Annotated in this window: 17 protein-coding genes and 1 other RNA gene; 6 read left to right on the forward strand and 12 right to left on the reverse strand. The window is 58.3% G+C overall.

The window, feature by feature from the left end; genetic code table 11:
* Positions 1-267 precede the first annotated feature (267 nt).
* The 9 genes from EAH78_RS00285 to EAH78_RS00325 all read right to left on the reverse strand — a co-directional run bounded on the left by EAH78_RS00285 (position 268) and on the right by EAH78_RS00325 (position 9720).
* A complete protein-coding gene (locus EAH78_RS00285) occupies positions 268-471 on the reverse strand; it encodes a hypothetical protein (RefSeq protein WP_140663970.1) in 204 nt (67 codons plus the stop codon).
* Positions 472-585: 114 nt separating this feature from the next.
* Positions 586-983, reverse strand: a transfer-messenger RNA (tmRNA) gene (ssrA, locus tag EAH78_RS00290).
* Between the two features lie 114 nt (positions 984-1097).
* The gene (locus EAH78_RS00295) at positions 1098-1349 is read right to left on the reverse strand and encodes a hypothetical protein (protein ID WP_140663973.1); all 252 of its coding nucleotides are present in this window, start codon (positions 1347-1349) and stop codon (positions 1098-1100) included.
* Positions 1350-1643: 294 nt separating this feature from the next.
* Complete coding sequence (locus EAH78_RS00300) at positions 1644-1919, reverse strand: hypothetical protein (protein ID WP_140663976.1); 276 nt, start codon at positions 1917-1919, stop codon at positions 1644-1646.
* Positions 1920-2119: 200 nt separating this feature from the next.
* Positions 2120-4930 carry an FAD-binding and (Fe-S)-binding domain-containing protein gene (locus tag EAH78_RS00305; RefSeq protein WP_140663979.1) on the reverse strand — a complete coding sequence of 937 codons (2811 nt, stop codon included), beginning with the start codon at positions 4928-4930 and terminating at the stop codon, positions 2120-2122.
* Positions 4927-5598, reverse strand: a complete 672-nt coding sequence (locus tag EAH78_RS00310) for a LutC/YkgG family protein (RefSeq protein ID WP_140663983.1) — start codon at positions 5596-5598, stop codon at positions 4927-4929. Before EAH78_RS00310 ends, EAH78_RS00305 begins: the two co-directional genes overlap by 4 nt.
* Complete coding sequence (locus EAH78_RS00315; RefSeq protein WP_140663986.1) at positions 5598-7052, reverse strand: LutB/LldF family L-lactate oxidation iron-sulfur protein; 1455 nt, start codon at positions 7050-7052, stop codon at positions 5598-5600. The genes EAH78_RS00310 and EAH78_RS00315 overlap by 1 nt, the downstream gene beginning before the upstream one ends.
* Positions 7049-7873 (reverse strand): (Fe-S)-binding protein, encoded by an 825-nt coding sequence (locus EAH78_RS00320; protein WP_140663990.1) that lies wholly within the window; start codon positions 7871-7873, stop codon positions 7049-7051. Before EAH78_RS00320 ends, EAH78_RS00315 begins: the two co-directional genes overlap by 4 nt.
* A gap of 152 nt (positions 7874-8025) precedes the next feature.
* Positions 8026-9720: a lactate permease LctP family transporter gene (locus EAH78_RS00325; RefSeq protein WP_140663993.1), complete on the reverse strand. Its 1695-nt coding sequence runs from the start codon at positions 9718-9720 to the stop codon at positions 8026-8028.
* Positions 9721-9983: 263 nt separating this feature from the next.
* Here EAH78_RS00325 and EAH78_RS00330 point away from each other — a divergent pair, with 263 nt between their 5' ends.
* Positions 9984-10751, forward strand: a complete 768-nt coding sequence (locus EAH78_RS00330; RefSeq protein WP_140663996.1) for an FCD domain-containing protein — start codon at positions 9984-9986, stop codon at positions 10749-10751.
* 130 nt (positions 10752-10881) lie between these two features.
* On the opposite strand, the gene smpB is transcribed toward EAH78_RS00330, so the two are convergent.
* The gene (smpB, locus tag EAH78_RS00335; RefSeq protein WP_007942908.1) at positions 10882-11364 is read right to left on the reverse strand and encodes an SsrA-binding protein SmpB; all 483 of its coding nucleotides are present in this window, start codon (positions 11362-11364) and stop codon (positions 10882-10884) included.
* Positions 11365-11482: 118 nt separating this feature from the next.
* Here smpB and EAH78_RS00340 point away from each other — a divergent pair, with 118 nt between their 5' ends.
* Genes EAH78_RS00340 through EAH78_RS00350 form a run of 3 tightly spaced genes read left to right on the forward strand, consistent with a single transcriptional unit; the run spans position 11483 to position 13635 of the window.
* Complete coding sequence (locus EAH78_RS00340) at positions 11483-12886, forward strand: sodium-dependent transporter (RefSeq protein ID WP_140664001.1); 1404 nt, start codon at positions 11483-11485, stop codon at positions 12884-12886.
* Positions 12887-12893: 7 nt separating this feature from the next.
* Positions 12894-13328 (forward strand): type II toxin-antitoxin system RatA family toxin, encoded by a 435-nt coding sequence (locus EAH78_RS00345; protein WP_027924446.1) that lies wholly within the window; start codon positions 12894-12896, stop codon positions 13326-13328.
* A complete protein-coding gene (locus tag EAH78_RS00350) occupies positions 13321-13635 on the forward strand; it encodes an RnfH family protein (protein WP_140664005.1) in 315 nt (104 codons plus the stop codon). The genes EAH78_RS00345 and EAH78_RS00350 overlap by 8 nt, the downstream gene beginning before the upstream one ends.
* A 60-nt stretch (positions 13636-13695) precedes the next feature.
* Here EAH78_RS00350 and EAH78_RS00355 read toward each other — a convergent pair whose 3' ends face one another.
* Positions 13696-14223 carry an outer membrane protein assembly factor BamE gene (locus EAH78_RS00355; protein WP_140664009.1) on the reverse strand — a complete coding sequence of 176 codons (528 nt, stop codon included), beginning with the start codon at positions 14221-14223 and terminating at the stop codon, positions 13696-13698.
* Between the two features lie 97 nt (positions 14224-14320).
* On the opposite strand from EAH78_RS00355, the gene fur reads away from it, so the two are divergent.
* Positions 14321-14725, forward strand: coding sequence for a ferric iron uptake transcriptional regulator (fur, locus tag EAH78_RS00360; RefSeq protein WP_003197684.1), 405 nt, complete (start codon positions 14321-14323; stop codon positions 14723-14725).
* Positions 14726-14800: 75 nt separating this feature from the next.
* On the opposite strand, the gene recN is transcribed toward fur, so the two are convergent.
* Positions 14801-16474: a DNA repair protein RecN gene (recN, locus tag EAH78_RS00365; RefSeq protein WP_140664013.1), complete on the reverse strand. Its 1674-nt coding sequence runs from the start codon at positions 16472-16474 to the stop codon at positions 14801-14803.
* Between the two features lie 240 nt (positions 16475-16714).
* Here recN and grpE point away from each other — a divergent pair, with 240 nt between their 5' ends.
* Positions 16715-17281 carry a nucleotide exchange factor GrpE gene (grpE, locus tag EAH78_RS00370; protein WP_140664017.1) on the forward strand — a complete coding sequence of 189 codons (567 nt, stop codon included), beginning with the start codon at positions 16715-16717 and terminating at the stop codon, positions 17279-17281.
* Positions 17282-17298: the final 17 nt, after the last annotated feature.

The following is a 17298-nucleotide window of genomic DNA, read 5'->3' on the forward strand; positions in this document are numbered from 1 at the left end:
TGCCGACTGACACACTGCCATCGCGAGCAGGCTCACTCCTACAAGTAATCTCCAGCGAACACAAAGCCTGTGTACGACAACAACCCAGTGTGGGAGCGGGCTTGCTCGCGAAGGGGCCGTGTCAGTCACTTTCCATGCTGAATGACACACTGCTTTCGCGAGCAAGCCCGCTCCCACATTTGATCTCCAGCGAATACAAAATCTGCGTACGACAAAAAAATCCAGTGTAGGAGTGAGCGGTGTGTCGAAGACCTCAGGGTCCAGAGCCTAGTTCGAAGCCCCAACCCCAAACTTCAACCCACCCCAACTCCAATCCTTCGACTGCTTTGTATAACACCCCGGCTGATTGGCCGGTTCGGCGTCACAGGCAATCCGCCCGTTCTTGCTGGTGTCGGTGGTGCGGTCGTTGTAGTACGAACAGCCGGACGACAGGGAGAGGGTGAATACAACAATCAGCGTTTTGAATTTCATGGCGCCATCCTTGGGAGTAGTACGTCAGCGTAGGCCGGGTTGTGTAAAAAACAAATCACCAACCCCCAGATGCAACAAAACCCGCACTTGGCGGGTTTTGGTTTGCTTCGGATTTGGTGGAGCCGGGGGGATTTGAACCCCCGTCCGCCAGTACTCCGCTGTCGGTACTACATGCGTAGCCGTTTCTATTAAGTTAACCCTCAGCGACCCGAAGGGCAGGGTGCTTTGGGCGAGTTGTGTAAGTTTTAGCCGCTTCGTCCACAACGTACTGCACGGCGATTCTGTTCTATATGACAATCACTTTGGGTTTACAGACATCCCCTGGTGATTGCTGGACCCGAAGGTACCAGAAGCTCAGGATCTAAAGCTGCTTACGCAGCGAGAGAGAATTCCTGGCCGTAGGTTTCGTCATTGGCAACTATAAGTAGTTGCAACAGTGGATTTACGAGTTCTGTTACCAACTCGGCATGCACCTAAAGTTTCGCGACCGGCGTCGAATCCTAAACGGCCCCGTGCCTGTTGCTCGGTGAATCAAAGTGAGCAACAGGCCTGCGCAGTGTACGCCAACACGCGTCAGAAGGCCAACTGCAAGGTTGCCCTCTATTGATCATGGGTGGGTTCGTTGTTCAATTCGCCATCGACAATGCCTGGCTGGCCTCGGTGGCGCATTTTTTGTCATCTTTGGCGGCCTGTGACGCTTTGGCGCTGGCCAACAGTCTTTTGATCTCCGGCGCATTGGTGGCGGTCGCTGGCAGCGAATTCACTTTGGCTTCGAGCTCTTGCAGCTTGCTCGTACACAGGTTGTTGTCCGCAGCAAAGACGGGAGAGGCCAACAGTGCAGCAGAAATGAACAGACCAGCGAGTGCGGTACGTTTCATGGGTATCTCCTCGAACTGATGGTCTCGGTGCCGCCGTTTGGGCGGGCGGATCGGCCGAGTCTGAAAAATCAGCCACGATTGATTGGGCTTATCTAAAAGACTACGGCCCGGCACAGGAATTCGGTTTGCGCAAAAAAAGCTATGAAAAAACCGATTAATGGAAGCAATGGCACTGGAACGGATTAGCCAACCCCAGATGCACCAAAACCCGCAATTGGCGGGTTTTGGTTTGCTGCGTAATGAGTAGAGCCAGTACACCAACAAGGCCAACCCGAAGGTTGGCCCACAGCTTGATTACTTCCCGCCTTTGTTCGCGTCCTTGATCATTTTGATGGTTTCGTTGGTCTCGTCGATGCAAGCTTGAGTACCTTCCTTGGTGCCTTTTGCATGGTCCGCCTGGGCTTGTTTGACGGAGTCCGCTACCTGTTCAAGCATTTCCTGAGGAACCTGTGTCTGGGCGTTGTCGATGGTTTGCAGATTGACCGAGCATAGATCTTTTTCGGCGGCAAACGAGGGGGAGGCCAGCAATGAGGCAGTAACGAACAGACCAAACAGTACAGAACGTTTCATGTGTATCTCCTTGAGCTGAGGGACTAGGCATCGCTAACCATCAGGACGGACTGCCGAGTTTTGAAAGGCCCCACGTTTGCGGGGCTTGATCAGTGGACTGCGGCGGCACATCAGGGTTCTATCTTTTTGCTGTAATGCTGTCGGTTCTGGCAAGAAGCACTAAATAAAAGCGCATGCATGCGCCTTCATTGAGGTCCTGCTCAGGTCGCCCTAGCCTGGGTAACGCGGTCCACAAGATAGACTAGTCCGTGGTAATCAATGCCGCCATGTTGCGTCAGCCCGATCTCACAGGTGCGACTGGTCGAAACCCCCTCACTGCACTGCTGCACCGCGTCCTTGAGCGTTCTTAAGGCGTGAGCATTCAATTGCGGCGTAGTGAAACCCTTGTCGCCGGCAAACCCGCAACAGTGAATCCCTTCAGGAACGACCACGTTTTTGCTGCACTTGCGCGCCAGATCAATCAACGCCTGACTCTCGCCAAGGTGCTGGGTACTGCACGTGACGTGTACCGCAATCGGTGCTTCCTGCGGTGTGAAATCCAGGCGATCCATCAAGTGCGTACGGATGAAACGCACCGGGTCGTACAGGTCCAGTCGAACTTCGCCCAGGTCCTGAACCAGTCGTAACGTGCACGGGCTGGTGTCGCAATAAATCGGATCAATCCCACCGCGACTGGCGTGCAGCAAGGCGCCGATCAGTTCCTGACGTTTGTGTTCGGCCTGTTCTGCGTAGCCCTTGGAGGCGAACGGCTGGCCACAGCAGAGGTTGTCCTGATTGTCCGGGAAGACTACTTGGTAACCGGCCTTCTCCAGCAGCCCGCGGGTTTTGTCGTACAGCGACATCTGCTCTTTATCTCCCGCCGCCGGGCCCATGACCCGCGACACGCACGCTGCCAGGTACACCACCCTAGGGCGTTCGTCCGACACTGTCGGGCTGAAACGAATGGCTTTTTCCGGCTGCGGCATGGCGTTGGTCCACTGCGGAACCTGACCTTTGGACAACTTGGTCAGCGTCGCCGAAAGTTTTGCCAGTCGTGGCGCGCCCAGCAGCATTCGTGCGCCATTGGCGACGTGCAGGGTGAAGCGGGCGCCTTGCAGTGCAGTGGCGAAATTTCCTTCGAGCCAATTAGCCGTTTTCACATGCGTGGCGTTTCGGCTGCGGAGCTTTTTCACCAGGTCGCCGGTATTGATGCCGACAGGGCAGCGTTGCGCACAAAGACCGGTGGCGGCGCAGGTGTCGATGCCTTGATATTCATAAGCGGCTTCGAGTTCGGAGGTGTCGATACCGGCGCGCTTTTTCGCCTGAATATCCCTCCAAATCACGATGCGCTGACGCGGGCTGAGAGTCAGGCCTTTCGAGGGACAGACCGGTTCGCAGAAACCGCACTCGATGCACTTATCCACAATCTCGTCGGCGGCCGGCAACGGTTTCAGGTGTTTGAGGTGGATCTGCGGATCTTCGCTGAGCACCACGTCCGGGTTAAGAATGCCGTTGGGGTCGAGCAAGCGTTTGAGCTGCCACATCAACTGGTAGGCATCGCTGCCCCATTCCAGTTCGACGAAGGGCGCCATGTTGCGCCCGGTGCCGTGCTCGGCCTTCAGCGAGCCACCGAATTCCACCGCCACCAACTGCGCCACGTCGTCCATGAACGCCTGATAGCGTGCGACTTCTTCCGGGTTGTTGAAGCCTTGGGTGAAGACGAAGTGCAGATTGCCTTCCAGTGCGTGTCCGAAAAGGATCGCTTCGTCGTAGTGATGTTTGTCGAACAACTCGATCAGGCGGTTCACACCGATGGCCAGTTGTTCTACCGGGAAGGTCACGTCTTCGATGATCACCGTGGTGCCGGTTTTGCGCACGGCGCCGACAGCGGGGAAGGTGTCTTTGCGGATCGCCCAGAGGCGGGCGTTTTCCACCGGGTCTTCGGTGAAGTCGACCTGTTTTTCCACCGGAAACGCGGTCAACGACGCCATGATTTGCGCCAGTTGTTCTTGCAGCAAAGTGGACGATGCGGCGCGGGATTCGATCAGCAGCGCGCAAGCATTGTTCGACAGCTGTTGTACGAAAGCGGGCATGCCGGGTTTGTTCTGTACCGAGCGCAGGCTGCGACGGTCCAGCAGCTCCACGGCCGACACCGGTTGGCTTTTCAGCACGGTGACCGCGTTGCAGCAGGTTTCCACGTCCGGGAAGACGATCAGCGCCGACGCTTTGTTCGGGTGATCGATCACCGTGTCGTAAGTCACGGCGCTGATAAAACCGAGGGTGCCTTCGGAACCGACCAGCAAGTGGCTCAAGATATCCACAGGCTCGTCGAAATCCACCAGGGCATTGAGTGACAGGCCAGTGGTATTTTTCAGACGGTATTTGTGACGGATTCTTGCAGCCAGTTCGGCATTGGCGCGTGTCTCGCGGCCCAACGTGGCTAGACGCTCAAGCAACGGGGCGTGGCTTTGACGAAACGCCGCCACGCTGGCTGCGTCTTCGGTATCGAGGCGACTGCCGTCGGCCAGCACCAGCCGGATGCCGGCCAATGTGTGATAGGTATTCTGCGCCGTGCCGCAGCACATGCCGCTGGCGTTGTTGGCAACGATGCCACCGATTTTGCAGGCGTTGATCGAGGCCGGGTCCGGGCCGATCTTGCGTCCGAACGGCGCCAGCCACGCGTTGGCCTGTGCGCCGATCACGCCTGGTTGCAGGCGGATTTGCGTACCTTGGCCGCGGATCTCGCGACCGTTCCAGTTATCCCCCAACACGATCAGCACTGAATCGCTGATCGCCTGGCCAGACAGACTGGTACCAGCGGCGCGGAAGGTCACTGGTACTTGATCCCGTTGCGCCAGTTTGAGCAGCGCCACCACTTCATCTTCCGACTCGACGCGAATCACCAATTGCGGAATCAGTCGATAGAAACTGGCGTCGGTGCCGAAGGCCAATGTCGACAGCGGATCGTCGAAACGTCGCTCTTGGGGAATCAGTTGCTGTGCATCTCTCAGGAAAGCCGCCGATAGACTCATTGGTCCTCCAGGATTAACACCACCAAGTCCTTCGGGCCGTGCGCGCCGTAGGCCAGGATTTGTTCAATGTCGGCGGTTTTCGACGGGCCGGACACCAGCAAGGCGTTGGTCGGCATGCCGTGGGCCCAATTGAATTCCTGCTGCACCTGATAGAAGTTGTCGCGAATTTCACTGGCCTTGAGCAGGGCGAAATGCACCGGTGGCACCAGGCTCATCAGGCGCGGCTCTTCCCGCGTCGGCCAGAGAATCAGGCTACCGGTGGCGGCGATTGCGCCGAGGGTGCCGGTGAGGCTGGCCGGGGTGTCGTTGAACAGCTTGGCTTTCCATTCTTCAATCGGGCGGTCGTAAGCCTTGAGCGTCGGCAGCCCCGGATTTTTTGCCCAGTGCTGAGTGATGTGTTGACCGTGAGGCGTGGTCGGCGCGATCAACAGGCTTGGCAACTGACGGTCCCGTAACAACTGAGCCAATAGCGAAGGCCAGCCTTCGCCCGACGTCAGGTGGATTTCGGTGTGCACCGCTTCCATCAGTTTGCGCAGTTGCGGGATGCGTTGTTCAGCAGTGTAGGTGTAGGGCGCTGTCACCAGTTCGACGTCGAATTCGTCAGGCACTGGCGTGGTGCCGGTCAGACTTTTCCGTAACTTGGCGAGGATGTTTTGCTTGGCGCTCATCAACGGTCTCCCTGTTTGGCCAAATGCTCGCGGGCCATATCGTGCAGTGAGCGGGCGGCGGGTTTGGGTGCGCTGTGGTTCTGCGTCCACGGGCCGATATTGCTCGGCGTGAGCGCGCGCAGCCGTGTGGCGAAGAAACCGAACAGCCGATACAGCGTCGGCGAACTGTTGAGCCTGGCCCAGGCGTTCCAGACGAACCGCTCTTTGCGCGAATACTTACTGCCTTGGCCGCGCATGACCTGATGTGGGCTGTCCGGGGCTTTGACGTTCTCTTCCCGTAGGCGACGCAGCAATGCAGGGATAGGGATTTTTACCGGGCAGACTTCGCCGCACGCACCGCAAAGCGATGAGGCACTAGGGTGGTCCGGGACTTTCGCCAGGCCGACCATGTGCGGCGTGATGATTTTTCCGATAGGCCCAGGGTAAACCTCCCCATAGGCATGGCCGCCGATTCGGGTGTAGACCGGGCAATGATTCATGCAGGCGCCGCAGCGGATGCAGTTCAGGGTCTGGCGCAGTTCGCTGTCGGCAAATGCTTGGCTGCGACCATTGTCGAGCAAGACCAGGTGCACTTCCTGAGGGCCGTCGAGTTCATGCGCCTTGCGCGGGCCGGAGATCATGTTGACGTAGGTGGTAATCGGAATGCCCAGCGCCGAGCGGGTCAGCAGTGACAGCAGCGGCACCACGTCGCGCAGGTTTTCCACGACTTTTTCGATGCCGGTGACGGCAATGTGCACCGGCGGTACTGCAGTGGTCATGCGCCCGTTGCCTTCGTTTTCCACCAGCAGCAGGGTGCCGGTTTCGGCCACGGCGAAGTTGACACCGGAGACGCCGATGTCCGCTTCGAAAAATTTCTGCCGCAAGACTCTGCGACCGATCTGAATGAGTTGGTCAACGTCCTTGGTGTATTCCACGCCAAGTTTGTCGTGGAACAAGGACGCGACCTGACCGGCATTCTTGTGGATCGCCGGCATAATAATGTGTGAAGGCTTCTCGTGGTCGAGCTGGACGATGTACTCGCCCATGTCCGATTCCAGGCATTCAATGCCCTGATCCGCGAGGAAATGATTCATCTCCATCTCTTCGCTGACCATCGATTTGCCCTTGATCACTTGCCGCCCCTCGTGAGCGCGGATGATCGAGAGGACGATGCCATTGGCCTCGTCCACCGTTTCCGCCCAGTGCACTGTCACACCGTTGCGGGTCAGGTTCTGTTCAAGCTGCTCGAGCAAGTCGGGCAACTTGGATAACGCACGAGCGCGGACAGCATTGCCCAGCGATCGCAGGTGTTCTCTTTCGTGGGCATCGCTGAAGGACGCTGCCCGTTTGGCCATCAGTGAATCCATCGCAGTGCGAAAGTTGTTTCGCAATTGCTTGTCGTCCAGAGCCTTGTGAGCCCGGGCGCGAAAATCTTCGTCGACGCTGACCGTCGGAATAATCGTGGAAGTGCTCATCGGGCACCTCCGGTTCGTTGCCAGAGGAAACTGGCCAGGTGTTGCCCGCGCAACGCTTCCTGCTGTTTCTCCAGCGAGCCGTTGATGTTCATCAGGCAACCGCAGTCGGCACTCAGTACCTTGTGCGCGCCGGATTCCTTCAACGACCGAGTCTTGTCCGCCACCATCGCGCCGGAAATGTCTGGCATACGGACGCTGAACGTACCGCCAAAGCCACAACATTCACTTTCGTGGTCGTGATTGACCCGCTCCACATTGCTCAATTGCGCCAACAACTCGCGACCGTGCAGGTGAGTGTTCATTTCACGGCGTGCCGAGCACGACGTGTGCAGCGCCACTTTGACCGGCTCGCCGCTGTCCTTGAGCTGCACCTTGCAGACAAAGAGCAGGAACTCGGCCAATTCATACGTCCGGGCGGCGAGCGCCTGGACTTGCTTCAACGTGTCCGGCTCGTCCTTGAACAAGTCGGCGTAGTGTTCGCGCAACATCCCGGCACACGATCCCGATGGCACTACCACCGGATAATCCCCGGCGAACAGCGCCAGTTGCGAGCGCGCCACGGTCCTTGCCTGCTCGGTGTAACCCGAGGTGTAGGCCGGTTGTCCGCAGCAGCTTTGCCCTTGTGGATACTCGACACGAATGCCTTCGCGCTCCAGCAAGTGGATCGCGTCCATCCCGGCTTCCGGGTAGAACAAATCCACCACGCAGGTCCCGAACAGGTACACCCGTGACGGTTTCTCGCTGGGGTATTGCCGAGGCTCGGGCAGTGGCGGGGCGACGCGGGTCGCGTTCGGCACAGCGTTGTAAAAAAGCTCGCTCATCAGGCGTGTCTCCGGGTGGGCCCGGTTATCCGTCTGTTGAGGCTGCTGAATATAGAGCCGGAAGCTTTCAGCAGCCTTACAGACCGGGTTGTGAATTGCTGACGCCGGAATCGTGGTCCGGCGTCGGTTTTTGCTGTTTTTGCTTGTAGTACTTAGTGCACCAGCATGCCGGTGAACCAGTAGGCCTGAGCCAGGGTGATCAAACCGACTATCGTTGCAAAGAATAGGCTGTGCTTGAGGGTGAAGCGGAACAGATCCGACTCCTTGCCCACCAGACCGGTCGCGGCGCAGGCCACGGCGATCGATTGGGGCGAGATCATCTTGCCGGTCACGCCGCCGCTGGTGTTCGCCGCCACCAGCAACACATCGCTGACACCGATCTGGTGCGCGGTGGTCGCTTGCAACGAGCTGAACAGGGCGTTGGACGAGGTGTCGGAGCCGGTCAGAAACACGCCCAGCCAGCCGAGGAAGGGCGAGAAGAACGGGAACGCTGCGCCCGTCGCCGCCAATACCAATGCCATGGTCGACGACATGCCCGAGTAGTTGGTGACGAAAGCAAATGCCAGCACCATGCCGATGGACAGGATCGGCCAGCGCAGTTCGTAGAAGGTCTCTTTAAAAGTGGTCAGACCAGTTTTGAAATTGATCTTCAGTACCAGCATCGAGATCAGCGCAGAGAAGAAAATCGCCGTACCGGTCGCGGAAATCGGGTCGAGCTTGAACACTGCCGGGATGGCTGTCGGGGCCGCTACGATTGGAGCAACCTTGATCACCATTTGATCCAGGTGCGGGATGGCGAAGTTGAACACCCAGCTGTACATCGAGCCGCCGGCCGCGAACATCGCCTTGAAGGGTTTCAAGGTCCAAATGGTGACGAGCACAGTGAGGATCAGGAACGGCGACCAGGCTTTGAAGATTTCCAGCAGGCTGAAAGGCGACGCGACAGTGGTGCGTTTCTGGCCGAAACCACCGACGCTGGCTGTCACGACGGAGGCCGAGACAGCGCCCGCGATGTGTTGGCCGGCGGCGCGTTTCGGCTGCCAGACTTTCAGGAACAAGGTCAGGGAGATCAGGCTGACCAGGGCCGAGGTGATGTCCGGCAGTTCCGGGCCAATGAAGTTCGACGTGAAGTATTGGGTGATGGCAAAGCTCAAACCGGCCACCAGCGCAGCTGGCCAGGTTTCCTTCACGCCGCGCATGCCGTCCATCATGAACACCAGCCAGAACGGCACGAACAGCGACAGCAGCGGCAGTTGGCGGCCGGTCATGGCGCCGATCTTGAACGCGTCGATGCCGGTCACTTGCCCGGCCACGATGATCGGAATCCCCAGGGCACCGAATGCGACGGGCGCGGTGTTGGCGATCAGGCACAGGCCGGCTGCGTACAGTGGATTGAAGCCCAGGCCGACGAGCAGGGCGGCGGTAATCGCGACCGGCGCACCGAAACCGGCGGCGCCTTCGAGGAACGCACCGAAGCAGAACCCGATCAGCAGAACCTGCAAGCGCTGGTCGTCGGTGATCGACAGCACCGAGCTGCGGATCACTTCGAACTGGCCACTCTTGACCGTCAGTTTGTAGAGGAACACAGCCGCCACGATGATCCAGGCGATGGGCCACAGACCGTAAGCGAAACCATAACCGGCGGCGGCGAATGCCATGTCGACCGGCATCTGGAAGGCAAAGATCGCCACGGCAATGGACAACGCCAGGGTGATGCTGCCGGCCACATGGCCTTTGAGGCGGAACACCGCCAGCGCCAGGAAGAAAAACACGATGGGAATAACGGCCGCGAGGGCGGAGATGCCGAGACTGCCGAGCGGGGTGTAGAGCTGTTGCCAGGTTTGCATATGGGGTGGCCCCTAATTGTTGTTGGTCAGGCACTGGGCAGCGTTCTTGGTTAATTGGTAAGACCAATTTACAATCGCTGTTGGCTAGGGTAAAAGCCTTCTGTGCGGTGTGTCAATTTGCCGCCCTAAAACTTTTGTCGAATACGCCGTGTGCGATGCCTCTGACCGGTTTGATCGAGCGTCTTTTTGGCAGGTGCTGGCGCCGCGCCAATAGGCCAGAATAGAGGGCCCGGCGAGCGGTCGGGATCGTGGAGAAGTGAGTTATGGGGTTTGATCAGATACGTCAGCGCCGTTTGTCTGACGATATTGTCGAGCGGCTCGAGGGGATGATCCTTGAAGGCACGCTGAAGTCTGGCGAGCGCTTGCCGGCCGAACGTGCGCTGGCCGAGCAGTTCGGCGTGTCACGCCCTTCGTTGCGCGAGGCGATCCAGAAACTCGGGGCCAAGGGCTTGCTGGTCAGTCGTCAGGGCGGCGGCAACTATGTCGTCGATTCGCTGGGGTCGACCTTCAGCGATCCATTGCTGCACCTGCTGGAAAACAACCCCGAGGCGCAACGCGATCTGCTGGAGTTTCGCCACACTTTGGAAGCGTCCTGCGCTTATTACGCGGCCTTGCGCGCTACCGATGTGGACCGTGAGAGGCTGACGGCCGCGTTTGAGCTCTTGCAGGACTGTTATTCGCGTCATGACGATGTGAGCCGGGCCGAAGAGGGCGCGGCGGACGCCAGTTTCCACCTGGCCATTGCTGAAGCCAGTCATAACGCGGTGTTGTTGCACACGATTCGCGGGCTGTTCGACCTGCTCAAGCGCAACGTGGTGACCAACATTGGTGGCATGTACAAACAACGCACGGAAACCCGCGACATGCTGATCACACAGCATCGGGAGTTGTACATGGCGATTATCGAAGGGCGGGCGGAGCAGGCGCGGGAAGTCTCCAGTCGACACATTTTGTATGTGCAGGAAGTGCTGGAAGAGGTGCGTCAGGAAGTGCAGCGCATGGCTCGGGCGGAGCGGCGCAAGGGGATGTAGTCAGTGGGTTTTGTGGTGCTTGTGCTATCGCCTTCGCGAGCAAGCCCGCTCCCACTTTGGATTTGTGAACCACACAAAACAAATGTGGGAGCGGGCTTGCTCGCGAAGGCGGTATCAAGCAGCAGGAGAGTTAATCTTCCTTGCCCTTGTTGCGCACCGCACGCGCCAGTTCGCGACCGGCGTCGCGTTCGCGTTCGGTATCACGCTTGTCGTATTCCTTCTTGCCCTTGCCCAGTGCGATCTCGCACTTGACCATGTGCTTGCTCCAGTACCAGGACAGGCACACGCAGGCATAGCCTTTTTGCTGCACCGCGGTCGCGAGCTTTTCAAGCTCGCGGCGATTGAGCAGCAATTTGCGGGTACGGGTCGGATCAGCGATGACGTGCGTGCTGGCAGTCATCAGCGGCGTGATGTGGCTACCAAGCAGCCAGGCTTCGCCATCCTTGAGCAGCACATAACTGTCGACCAGTTGCAGCTTGCTTGCCCGCAGACTTTTTACTTCCCAGCCGGCCAGGACCAGACCAGCCTCGAACTTATGCTCGATGAAGTAATCGTGTCGCGCCTTTTTGTTTTGCGCGATGGTCCCTGTAGGGTGTTTCTTCTGTTTAGCCATAGGGGCGGCATTATAGGGAGTTGCACGCGAGTCGGCTACGGTATCGCTACGTGCTTGAGCAGGTTGATTGAATCCCGGACAATGCGGCCTCTTTTTTGAACGCTTGGGCGTGATAACGATGTCGACAGACAAGGTTTCTGTCCACGGCAGTTGGGCTAGCCGCTGGGTCTTCATACTCGCCGCGACCGGTTCGGCCGTGGGCCTGGGTAGTATCTGGAAATTCCCGTACATGGTCGGCGTCTACGGCGGCGGCGCCTTTGTGCTGATGTTCCTGGCCTGTATCGCGCTGATCGGTGTGCCGGTCATGCTGGCCGAAACTCTGATCGGCCGTCGCGCCCGGCAAAGTCCGGCCAACGCCCTGAAGGTGCTGGCGCTGGAGGCGGGGCATTCGGGCAAGTGGTCCTGGGGCGCCTTCGCCGGGATGATCACGGCGTTGCTGATCCTGTCTTTCTATAGTGTGGTCGGCGGCTGGTCGCTGGATTACATCATCGACATGGGCCGGGGTGACTTCCAGGGTGTGATGGCTGATCAGGTCGGTGCGTACTTTGGCAATGTGATCGCCGACCCGTGGCGCCTGACACTTTGGCACACGATTTTCATGCTGCTGTCTGCCGTGGTGATCGCCAAAGGCGTGGTCGCCGGGCTTGAGCGCAGCTTGCGGATCATGATGCCGCTGCTGTTTGTGATGATTCTGGTGCTGCTGGGTTACAGCATGACCACCGGTCATTTCATGGAGGGCGTGCATTTCATGTTCGACTTCCATCCGGAAAAAGTCCTGGACGGCTTGCTGCCCGCCATGGGCCATGCGTTCTTCTCCCTGAGCGTGGGCGTCGGTTCGATCATGATCTACGGCGCATACATGCCGAAGAACTCGTCGATTTCCGGAACCGTCGTTGGCGTTGCATTGCTCGATACGTTTGTTTCGCTGGTGGCCGGTCTGGCATTGTTTCCGATTGTATTCGCGGCGGGCCTGAACCCGAGCGAAGGCCCTGGCCTGATGTTTGTCAGCCTGCCCTTTGCCTTTGGTAACGTAGTGTTTGGCCAGTTGATGGGCGTAGTGTTCTTCGTGCTGGTTGCGGTGGCGGCCTGGAGTTCAGCGATTTCGTTGCTCGAGCCGATGGTCGCGTACTTGGTTGAACGCACCAAAGTCAGCCGCGCCTGGGTAACGTTCTGGTTGGCGTTTACTTGCTGGTTCGTTGGTCTGGGCACTGTGTTTTCTTTCAATATCTGGAAGGAAGCCAAGTTTTTCGTGAACGAAGGCGGGATGTTCCATCTCTACCAATGGGGTGCGGCCGGCGGTCTGGACTTCTTTGGTGTGATCGATTTCTTCACCTCGCGGATCATGTTGCCACTCGGTGGTTTGTGTTTCGTGGTGTTTGCAGGCTGGATCATGGGGCGTGAAGCGGTGCGCGACGAGTTGTCGATCCGTAGCCCGATGCTGTTTGGCCTGTCCCTGTTCTTGATGCGCTATGTGGCGCCCATCGGCATTCTTGTAGTGTTTGCCGCCCAGCTGTGGAAGTGACGCTGACATGACGACGCATATTCAACGCTCGGCCCTGCTGCCGTACCCGGCGCAGGCGCTGTATGACCTGGTGAACGACGTAGCGCGTTATCCCGAGTTTCTGCCGTGGTGCTCGGCTGCTGAAGTCCTGGAAAGCTCGCCGGAGCACATGCGCGCCAGCGTTGGTGTGGCCAAGGGTGGTTTGAGCCAGCATTTCGTCACCAGAAACACGTTGGTGCCCGGGCAGTCGATCGAGATGAACCTTGAAGAAGGGCCTTTCACTCAGTTGCACGGTATCTGGGTGTTCAAGCCGCTGACTGACAAGGCCTGCAAGATCAGCCTGGACCTGTCGTTCGACTACGCCGGACCGATTGTTCGCGCGACGTTGGGGCCGTTGTTCAATCAGGCGGCCAACACGCTGGTGGACGCGTTCTGCCAGCGCGCCAAGCAGATTCATGGTTGAGTCGGTGATTGAGGTCGAAGTGGTGTATGCCGCGGTTGATCGTCAGGTGTTGCTGACGGTCGCCGTGCCTGCGGGCACGTCGGTGCGCGAGGCGTTGCGCAATTCAGCGGTGGATGCGCAGTTTCCGGAGCTGGATTTGGGCAATTGCCCGGTGGGTATCTTTGGCAAGGTCATTGCCGATCCAGAGGTGCGCCCGGTTCAGGCGGGTGATCGCCTAGAGATTTACCGGCCATTGCTGGCGGATCCCAAGGAGGTTCGTCGCTTGCGTGCCGCCAAGGCGGCCGATGCCAAAGCGCGGAATCAGTGATTCACTAAACGCCAGACAATAAAAAACCCGGACATTCCGGGTTTTTTATTGCGTCGCAAATTATTGCGGCGAGGTGTCCAGCGGTGTCGGCGTCGGGACTGGAACGGTTTCTACACCGTCGACGTCCTTCTGGATCTGGTCCAGCAACGAACCTGGCTTGACCGGTTTCTCCGGTTTCGGCTTCTCGACGTTTTCTACTGGAGCTGCGACTTTCGTGCCGCTGTCCTTGCCGAGAATGGCTTCGTCGCGGCTCACGCCTGGCATGAAATCACCAGAGAGGCTGACAAGCTGGTCATTTGGGTTGAAGATAACGCTAATGCGTTCCTGTTGGCGTTCACCGCCACCCGGTTGCAGGCTGTACAGATAATCCCAGCGATCGGCATGGAACGTGTCGGTCAGCAGAGGGTTACCCATGATAAACCGTACTTGCTTGCGGGTCATTCCCGGGCGTAACTGGTTTATCATGTCCTGCGTGACGACATTGCCCTGCTGGATGTCGATTTTGTAAACCCCGGGGAATGAACAACCGGCGAGTGCGAGCAGTCCCACAAAGGTGAAACTGGTTAGCAAGAGCTTGGTGTTTTGCATCGGTGGGCGACTTCCACTATCTTGGCTGGGACAACGTAAACGCCGATCATACCCGCATTAAGAGAAGCTGCGAAGCAGCATCGCGAGAAAGCTGACCATGGTTGAAAATAGCGAACTACGCAAAGCCGGCCTCAAAGTGACCCTGCCACGGGTCAAAATTCTGCAAATGCTCGATTCCGCCGAGCAGCGCCACATGAGTGCCGAAGATGTCTACAAGGCACTGATGGAGGCTGGTGAGGACGTCGGTCTGGCCACGGTTTACCGTGTACTGACTCAGTTCGAGGCAGCTGGCCTTGTGGTGCGGCATAACTTCGACGGAGGCCATGCGGTCTTCGAACTGGATGACGGCAAGCATCACGACCATATGGTCAACGTCGAAACCAGCGAAGTGATCGAATTCTTCGACGAAGAAATCGAGCGCCTTCAGAAAGCCATCGTCGACAAGTATGGTTTCGAGATGGTTGATCACAATCTGGTGCTGTACGTACGCAAGAAAAAGTAAGCATGTCGCGCGAATTTCATATTCGCGAAACGAACGAAGGCGACCCCAGGGTCGCCTTCGTGCTGCTTGCCATTCTTAAATTTTTGCAGTGACGACCATCTTTTTCGCGTGAGCCAGAGACTCCTTGGTCAGGTCGATGCCGCCCAGCATACGTGCCACTTCTTCGACGCGATCATTTTTACTCAGCTTGGAGACGGCTGTGTGAGTCGCCTCTTCGCCACGCACCTTGTGCACGAATAAATGTTGGTGACCCTGCGCCGCCACTTGCGGCAAGTGAGTGACGGTCAGCACTTGCCCGCGCTCTCCGAGGCGCCGTAACAACTGGCCTACGATCTCAGCGGTCGGACCGCCAATGCCCACGTCCACTTCGTCGAACACCAGCGTCGGGACGCGAGAGGTCTGTGCGGTGATCACCTGAATCGCCAGGCTGATCCGCGACAGCTCACCGCCCGAGGCCACTTTGGCCAATGCCTTTAATGGCTGGCCGGGGTTGGCGCTCACCAACAATTCGACCTGTTCAAGGCCATTGGGCAGCAGTTCATCGCTGCTGTTAGGGCGTAATTCGATGGTGAAACGACCGCCAGGCATGCCCAGCCGCTGAATTTCCTGCTCAACGGCGCTGGCCAGACTGTTCGACGCTTGATGGCGCAAGTCACTCAGCTCCCGCGCCTTCTCCTGGTAATGACGGGCATAAGACGCCAGTTCATCGCTCAGCCGTTCGATGGATTCATCGTTGGCATTCAGCGTTTCGATTTCATCCAGCAGGCGCTGCTGCATCTCCGCGACCTCGGTCGGCTGGATGCGGTGTTTGCGCGCCATGGTGTAGATCGCATCGAGGCGTTCTTCCAGGTATTGAAGGCGTGCCGGGTCGGCGTCGAAGTTGTCGAGGAAGCGGTTCAACTCGCCCACCGCTTCTTCGACCTGAATCTGCGCACTGGTCAGCAGGCTGCTGGCCTCGCCCAAGGCGCCGATCGAATTGTTAACGCTGGATAGACGATTGAGGCTGGCGGTCAGGGCATTCAGGACATTGCCGGAATCACTTTCGCTGCACTGTTCGACGACTTGTCGGCAGATCCCCAGCAGGGTTTCGGCGTTGGTGAGGTTCTTGTGTTCCTGCTCCAGCTGCTCCAGCTCGTTTTCGCCGAGCCCGAGGTTTTCGAGCTCTTCAAGTTGATAACTGAGCAATTGGTGGCGAGCGCGTTGCTCGTCGCCGGAGTTGGACAGGCGTTCCAGTTCCTGGCGGGTCTGGCGCCAGCGTTGGGCGGCCAGTTGCACCTGGCGGGCAAGGTCCGTGGCGCCGGCATATTCATCGAGCAGGCGGCGGTGGGTGTCGGTCTTGAGCAGCGATTGGTGCTCGTGCTGGCTGTGGATATCAATCAGCAACTCACCCAGGGCTTTGAGATCGCTGAGCGGGCAGGGTGTGCCGTTGATGTAACCACGGGAACGGCCTTCGGCGGTGATCACCCGGCGCAGGATGCACGGGCCATCGCTTTCAAGGTCGCGCTCGGCGAGCCAGGCGCTGGCTTCCGGGATATCGACGAGGTCGAAAGTCGCCAGAATGTCGGCCTTGTCTGCGCCGGGCCGGACCACCCCGCTGTCGGCGCGATCACCCAAGGTCAGGCCCAGGGCGTCGAGCATGATCGACTTGCCGGCACCGGTTTCCCCGGTGATCACGCTCATCCCGCGATCGAGTTCGAGATCGAGGTGTTCAACGATGGCGTAGTTATGTACGGACAGGTGCACCAGCATAAAGGCCGCTCCCAGGCTTTAGGTCTGGTTATTTATACAGTGTTTTATTTGCGCCTGACAATGCCCTCGCTTAGCTCGATTTGCTCGGTCTGACGAAATGCTTAGCGCGTTGGGTAAACGCAATGCAGCGCTTTTTGTAGGGTTAATCGCAACAAACCCCTTGAAGCTGATTTTTGCGGCCCCATATACCGGGACAGAAGCGTGAGTTGAGCTCACGGACGATATTGAAAGGAGAAATCTATGGCTGACGAACAGACAGTGGATACGCAAAATCAAGACGCCAACCAGGGTTCCGCGGCTTCGGGTGAAGACCTGGCGGCTCGTGTACAAGTGCTCGAAGAGCAGCTGACAGGCGCGCAGGATCAGGCTTTGCGTGTTGCCGCCGATCTGCAGAACGTCCGCCGTCGCGCCGAGCAGGATGTAGAAAAAGCGCACAAATTCGCCCTGGAAAAATTCGCAGGCGATTTGCTGCCGATCATCGACAGCCTGGAGCGTGGTCTGGAGTTGTCCAACCCGGACGACGAAAGCATCCGCCCAATGCGCGAAGGCATTGAGCTGACCCTGAAAATGTTCCAGGACACCCTGAAGCGTTATCAGCTGGAAGCCATCGATCCGCATGGCGAACCGTTCAATGCTGTTCAGCATCAGGCCATGGCCATGCAGGAAAGCGCTGACGTTGAGCCGAACAGCGTGCTCAAGGTGTTTCAGAAGGGCTATCAGCTCAATGGCCGCCTGCTGCGCCCGGCCATGGTCGTGGTCAGCAAGGCCCCGGCGCCAGTTTCGCCTTCGATTGACGAACAGGCTTGAAATTGGCCGCAAGGCCC

The organism is Pseudomonas arsenicoxydans, from assembly GCF_006438915.1.
Lineage (GTDB): Bacteria > Pseudomonadota > Gammaproteobacteria > Pseudomonadales > Pseudomonadaceae > Aquipseudomonas > Aquipseudomonas arsenicoxydans_A.

What these genes read in the sequence shown, in the direction of transcription:
- EAH78_RS00285 (WP_140663970.1), bottom strand. Translation starts at nt 471, where the DNA reads ATGAAATTCAAAACGCTGATTGTTGTATTCACCCTCTCCCTGTCGTCC.
- EAH78_RS00295 (WP_140663973.1), bottom strand. Translation starts at nt 1,349, where the DNA reads ATGAAACGTACCGCACTCGCTGGTCTGTTCATTTCTGCTGCACTGTTG.
- EAH78_RS00300 (WP_140663976.1), bottom strand. Translation starts at nt 1,919, where the DNA reads ATGAAACGTTCTGTACTGTTTGGTCTGTTCGTTACTGCCTCATTGCTG.
- EAH78_RS00305 (WP_140663979.1), bottom strand. Translation starts at nt 4,930, where the DNA reads ATGAGTCTATCGGCGGCTTTCCTGAGAGATGCACAGCAACTGATTCCC.
- EAH78_RS00310 (WP_140663983.1), bottom strand. Translation starts at nt 5,598, where the DNA reads ATGAGCGCCAAGCAAAACATCCTCGCCAAGTTACGGAAAAGTCTGACC.
- EAH78_RS00315 (WP_140663986.1), bottom strand. Translation starts at nt 7,052, where the DNA reads ATGAGCACTTCCACGATTATTCCGACGGTCAGCGTCGACGAAGATTTT.
- EAH78_RS00320 (WP_140663990.1), bottom strand. Translation starts at nt 7,873, where the DNA reads ATGAGCGAGCTTTTTTACAACGCTGTGCCGAACGCGACCCGCGTCGCC.
- EAH78_RS00325 (WP_140663993.1), bottom strand. Translation starts at nt 9,720, where the DNA reads ATGCAAACCTGGCAACAGCTCTACACCCCGCTCGGCAGTCTCGGCATC.
- EAH78_RS00330 (WP_140663996.1), top strand. Translation starts at nt 9,984, where the DNA reads ATGGGGTTTGATCAGATACGTCAGCGCCGTTTGTCTGACGATATTGTC.
- smpB (WP_007942908.1), bottom strand. Translation starts at nt 11,364, where the DNA reads ATGGCTAAACAGAAGAAACACCCTACAGGGACCATCGCGCAAAACAAA.
- EAH78_RS00340 (WP_140664001.1), top strand. Translation starts at nt 11,483, where the DNA reads ATGTCGACAGACAAGGTTTCTGTCCACGGCAGTTGGGCTAGCCGCTGG.
- EAH78_RS00345 (WP_027924446.1), top strand. Translation starts at nt 12,894, where the DNA reads ATGACGACGCATATTCAACGCTCGGCCCTGCTGCCGTACCCGGCGCAG.
- EAH78_RS00350 (WP_140664005.1), top strand. Translation starts at nt 13,321, where the DNA reads ATGGTTGAGTCGGTGATTGAGGTCGAAGTGGTGTATGCCGCGGTTGAT.
- EAH78_RS00355 (WP_140664009.1), bottom strand. Translation starts at nt 14,223, where the DNA reads ATGCAAAACACCAAGCTCTTGCTAACCAGTTTCACCTTTGTGGGACTG.
- fur (WP_003197684.1), top strand. Translation starts at nt 14,321, where the DNA reads ATGGTTGAAAATAGCGAACTACGCAAAGCCGGCCTCAAAGTGACCCTG.
- recN (WP_140664013.1), bottom strand. Translation starts at nt 16,474, where the DNA reads ATGCTGGTGCACCTGTCCGTACATAACTACGCCATCGTTGAACACCTC.
- grpE (WP_140664017.1), top strand. Translation starts at nt 16,715, where the DNA reads ATGGCTGACGAACAGACAGTGGATACGCAAAATCAAGACGCCAACCAG.